The organism is Flavobacterium sp. (assembly GCF_027533505.1).
Lineage (GTDB): Bacteria > Bacteroidota > Bacteroidia > Flavobacteriales > Flavobacteriaceae > Flavobacterium.
Map to the genome: position 1 here is coordinate 1 of NZ_JAPZUB010000002.1, position 4,450 is coordinate 4,450.

The following is a 4,450-nucleotide window of genomic DNA, read 5'->3' on the forward strand; positions in this document are numbered from 1 at the left end:
TGGTATGCGCTAAAATCAATCATAAATGAAAGTCAAAGTCCGCTAAAGAAAACCGTGTTGTTAATAGCTACATCATTCTCCGCATGGTATGAATTTAAAAACATAATAAATTTACCGTATATTAATTAGACCATAGCCTAAATAATTTATTCGCCAAAGAGATGTACTAAGAAAATCATTTTCAAGCACTTTAAGCATTGAGATGTCAATTTTGCAAAAAATATTCAGGTGGACATCTTGTATTAAATTTGAAAATTAGCTGCGTTGTTGTAACAAAAAAGACCATCATATCACTAATACTCCCATGAATGAATCGCTAGAAACATCATTTGTAAAACAACTCACGGACCACCAAAACATTGTCCATAAAATTTGTCGTCTCTACACCAACAATGAGGAGGCACACAATGATTTGTTTCAAGAAATCACGATTCAACTTTGGAAGGCATTTCCAAAATTTAGAGGGGAAGCCAAATTTTCGACATGGGCGTATCGCGTGGCGTTAAATACGGCCATTACCTTGTATCGAAAAAATACACGAACCGTTGCCACCGTTGACTTTGAAAAAGCTAGCTATTTTATCAAGCAAGAGGATTATAATCCCGAAGAGGAAGAGCAATTAAAGTTGATGTATCAAGCGATTCACCAGCTAAACGACATTGAAAAAGCATTGATTTATATGTATTTGGAAGACAAAGATTATAGTGAAATATCTGAAACACTCGGAATCAGTGAGGTCAATGCGCGTGTGAAAATGAACCGAATTAAAGGAAAATTAAAGAAAATACTAAATCCGTAACGAATGATGAATGAACTGGATTTATTAAAAAAGGATTGGAACAAACAAACAAAGCCTTTTCGACAATTACAGGAGTCGGATATCGCTGCCATGATTCACAAGCGATCCTCATCGACTGTAAAATGGATATTGATTATCAGTATATTAGAAGTAACGCTTTGGACTGCGATTAGTTTGATTTTTAACACCGACGAGGTAATGGTTAAAAATCATACCGAGTATATGATACCTTATTTTAAAATCATTACCTATGTCAACTATGCAGTGGTAGCGGCATTTATTTATGCTTTCTACGTCAACTATAAAAATATTTCAACCCTACGTTCGACCAAAAAATTGATGCAAGATATCCTGAAAACAAGACGTACCGTAAAATACTATGTATGGTACAATTTAATCATGATTGGATTGAGTGCTATTGCTGGGTTTGTTTTGGCTTTTATCGCCAATCCGCAAATGCAAAAAATTAGCCACAACCCGAAAGCCATGGTGATTACTATCATTATTTTAGTGGTTTTCTTGTTGGCGTTTTTTGGTATCGCTGCCTTGTTTTACTACCTGATTTATGGTACGTTGATGAAACGTTTATTCCGAAATTATAACGAATTAAAAAAAATTGATTTATAATGAAAAAATTAGCGCTACTGCTCAGTGTATTGTGCTCGATGTTGAATTTTGCACAAACCCCCAAATCATTACTTTGGAAAGTTTCTGGAAATGGATTAACGCAACCGTCGTATGTGTTTGGTACCATTCATATCACTTGTGATGCAACGTTAAAACCAAAGGTGTTGGAGGCCTTAGAGAAAACACAACAAGTTTGTTTAGAATTAGACATGGACGACCCAAGCTTACAAATGGTCATGATGGCGGGGATCAATATGAAAAATGGTCAGCGTTTGGATTCCTTGCTTTCTGCCAAAGACTTTGCAACGGTTGATGCATTTCTAAAAAAACACTTAGGATATTCTGCCAAAATGGTGAATACCATGAAACCTTTTATGGTCACTGCTATGCTCTATCCAAAGATATTGACTTGTCCCATGCAATCGGTGGAACAAGAATTAATGAAAGTAGCTAAAAGTCAGAACGAAGCAATCATCGGACTCGAAAAAGTATTGGAACAAATGGCCGTATTTGATGCCATCCCCTATAAAGAACAAGCCAATGAACTCGTTAAATTGGCCGAGAAAGGGATTGAATTCAGCGGCTCAGAAACGGAAAAAATGTTGGCCTGTTACGCCAAAGAAGACCTCGATGCCTTGATGGAATTATTCAAAAGTTCAGAAACCCAATTTTATTCCCAATTCGAAGAAGAACTCCTCAACAAACGCAACCGAAATTGGCAAAGTCGATTACCAAAAATCATGGCAGAAAAGCCCACATTTATTGGTGTTGGGGCCGCTCATTTACCGGGAAAAGAAGGGGTATTGCAATTGCTCAGAGATTTAGGGTATACGGTTGAACCCGTAATGTAGCATCTACCAACGACGCAATTCATTTAACCGCTCTTGTTCTTCCAAAACTTCGGCAGGAATGACTTTTAAAAAAGAAGGATGTTGTTCAATGGCAAACTCGATTTTTTCCACTATTTCCTCAATAGATTCTCGATCATAATCAATATCGAGAGGAGGTTTGATGGTAAAGGATTGTAAAATATTTTTCTTTTTAATCCGCAATCCCTTTTTATCAAAAGAACGTCGGAAACCATCTATAACTATGGGAACTACAAGAGGTTTGTGTTTTTTTATGATATGGGCTGTTCCTTTGCGAACGGGTTTAAACGACTTTGTGGTCCCTTGTGGGAACGTAATAACCCAACCATCGGCCAATGCTTTCATAATGTTTTCCGTATCGTTGGGATTGACCGCTTTCTTTTCATCAATGTCTTTTCCGCCCGAACGCCAAGTCCGCTCTACTGTAATCGCACCCGCATATGCCAAAATTTTGGGTAATAAACCCGAGCGCATCGTTTCACCTGCCGCGACATAATACACATTCAGTTTGGGATTCCATAAATAACCTACATTGCGAATGTTATTTTGTCGTCCGCTCAAACTAGCATTAAAGACGTGAAACATCGCTACGACGTCGGCAAAATAGGTTTGATGATTGGAAATAAACAATACATTTTGTTCAGGTAACTGACGTAAAATTTCAGAACCTTCTATTTGCAGCTCATTGAATCCGCGATACCTTCGATGTGTAATCACACCTGCAATACGGATAAGCCATTTTTTTAAAAATAAGATGTGTCCAAACGGATTGCGTTTTATCAACTTCATAGCACCAAAATGGGTGTTAAAGATACGAAGAATTATACGGATAACAAGGCCTTAAAACTGTCTTTCAATTCACTCACCATCATGGCTGTGGCTCCCCAAATGACTTGATTTTCTATTTGAAATGCAGGTACTTCTATCGATTTTGAATACGAAGTGGTCAAACGCATCGATGTTAAATTAGCATCTTCAAATAAATGCGCTAATGGAAATTCTAAAATTTCAGACACCTCCTCTATTTGCAACACAAAATTGGGACGTTGATGTCCGTATGCAAGAAAAGGAAAAACTTGAAAATTACTGGGTGGAATGTAAACCGAAGTTATCGGTTTGATAAGCGTAACGTTTTCTGGCAAAATACCCACCTCCTCATGGGCTTCACGTAATGCAGTGTACCACAGAGAAGCATCTTCCGACTCAACTTTACCCCCAGGAAAAGCAATTTGACCCGAGTGTACCCCAGGATAATCATTACGACGAATAAATACGGCATGCATGACATCTTCGATGGGATATAAATAAATTAATACCGCAGCTTGACGAGCATTTTCAGGAATACCTCCAACATGGAGCGCGCGACGACGTTCCTCGGGCACCACTTTCTCATGGGAAGAGAGCGCAGGCAAAGGATGTTGTTGAAGAAGAGGAACTAAAGCTTGAAAAGTAGCAAACGTCATAACCCGTAATAATGTTTAAATTTACCAAAAAAAACGGCATGTATAGCAAGGAAGAAAAACAACTTTTAAAACGTGAATTTTGGGCTACATTTGGCACGAATTATCCACGCAAATGGATGTTGTATGATACTCAAATTAAAGATGTTAGTTTCAAATTTTATATTGACAATCGAATAGCACGCGTACAATTGGATATCGAACCCCGCGACGCAGAAAAACGAAAAATATACTATGAAAAAATAGAATCTTTACGAACACTTTTACTCGAAGAACATCTTCCCAATACCCTTTTTGAAAGACATTTAACATTAGAAAACGGAAAAACTATTAGTCGCATTTGGGTCGAACTGGAAAATGTAAACATGAATCGTCGTGAGGATTGGCAACGAATTCATGCTTTTTTTGCGACAAAGATGGCGGCTTTTGAGACATTCTTTATTGAATACGAAGATTACATACGCGATCTGGATTTAAACACTTAAAATAGAATTTAGAGTTTAGAATCGTTCACTCATAACTCATAATTCTTAACTCATAATTCATAATTCTTAACGCCGCACCGATAAAAAAAAGAGTCCTGACGATATAGTCAGGACTCTCTAAAAACAAGGCGGCGACATACTCTCCCACAGTGATGCAGTACCATCTGCGCTGTCGGGCTTAACTTCTCTGTTCGGAATGGGAAGAGGTGA

At 37.8% G+C, this 4,450-nt stretch carries 6 protein-coding genes and 1 rRNA gene; 4 read left to right on the forward strand and 3 right to left on the reverse strand.

All coding sequences use genetic code 11. The features are described 5' to 3' along the window. Positions 1–304 precede the first annotated feature (304 nt). The 3 genes from O9316_RS00610 to O9316_RS00620 are packed head-to-tail and all read left to right on the forward strand — an operon-like array spanning position 305 to position 2,277. On the forward strand, positions 305–799 hold the full coding sequence (locus tag O9316_RS00610) for a sigma-70 family RNA polymerase sigma factor (protein ID WP_298346852.1): 495 nt from the start codon (positions 305–307) through the stop codon (positions 797–799). Between the two features lie 3 nt (positions 800–802). Further along, positions 803–1,426: a hypothetical protein gene (locus O9316_RS00615; RefSeq protein ID WP_366941504.1), complete on the forward strand. Its 624-nt coding sequence runs from the start codon at positions 803–805 to the stop codon at positions 1,424–1,426. Next, positions 1,426–2,277, forward strand: coding sequence for a TraB/GumN family protein (locus O9316_RS00620; protein WP_298346856.1), 852 nt, complete (start codon positions 1,426–1,428; stop codon positions 2,275–2,277). The genes O9316_RS00615 and O9316_RS00620 overlap by 1 nt, the downstream gene beginning before the upstream one ends. 3 nt (positions 2,278–2,280) lie before the next feature. On the opposite strand, the gene O9316_RS00625 is transcribed toward O9316_RS00620, so the two are convergent. Beyond that, positions 2,281–3,084, reverse strand: coding sequence for a 1-acyl-sn-glycerol-3-phosphate acyltransferase (locus O9316_RS00625; protein WP_298346859.1), 804 nt, complete (start codon positions 3,082–3,084; stop codon positions 2,281–2,283). A 32-nt stretch (positions 3,085–3,116) separates the two neighbouring features. Then, complete coding sequence (locus tag O9316_RS00630; RefSeq protein ID WP_298346862.1) at positions 3,117–3,758, reverse strand: CoA pyrophosphatase; 642 nt, start codon at positions 3,756–3,758, stop codon at positions 3,117–3,119. 38 nt (positions 3,759–3,796) lie between these two features. On the opposite strand from O9316_RS00630, the gene O9316_RS00635 reads away from it, so the two are divergent. After that, on the forward strand, positions 3,797–4,240 hold the full coding sequence (locus O9316_RS00635; protein WP_298346867.1) for a DUF4268 domain-containing protein: 444 nt from the start codon (positions 3,797–3,799) through the stop codon (positions 4,238–4,240). A 123-nt stretch (positions 4,241–4,363) separates the two neighbouring features. Here the strand turns inward: O9316_RS00635 and rrf are convergent. Further along, a 5S ribosomal RNA gene (rrf, locus tag O9316_RS00640) occupies positions 4,364–4,450 on the reverse strand; the annotation flags it as partial.

Excerpts from the sequence above, each read along its gene's own strand:
- O9316_RS00620 (WP_298346856.1), top strand. The coding sequence starts at position 1,426 with ATGAAAAAATTAGCGCTACTGCTCAGTGTATTGTGCTCGATGTTGAAT.
- O9316_RS00615 (WP_366941504.1), top strand. The coding sequence starts at position 803 with ATGATGAATGAACTGGATTTATTAAAAAAGGATTGGAACAAACAAACA.
- O9316_RS00635 (WP_298346867.1), top strand. The coding sequence starts at position 3,797 with ATGTATAGCAAGGAAGAAAAACAACTTTTAAAACGTGAATTTTGGGCT.
- O9316_RS00630 (WP_298346862.1), bottom strand. The coding sequence starts at position 3,758 with ATGACGTTTGCTACTTTTCAAGCTTTAGTTCCTCTTCTTCAACAACAT.
- O9316_RS00625 (WP_298346859.1), bottom strand. The coding sequence starts at position 3,084 with ATGAAGTTGATAAAACGCAATCCGTTTGGACACATCTTATTTTTAAAA.
- O9316_RS00610 (WP_298346852.1), top strand. The coding sequence starts at position 305 with ATGAATGAATCGCTAGAAACATCATTTGTAAAACAACTCACGGACCAC.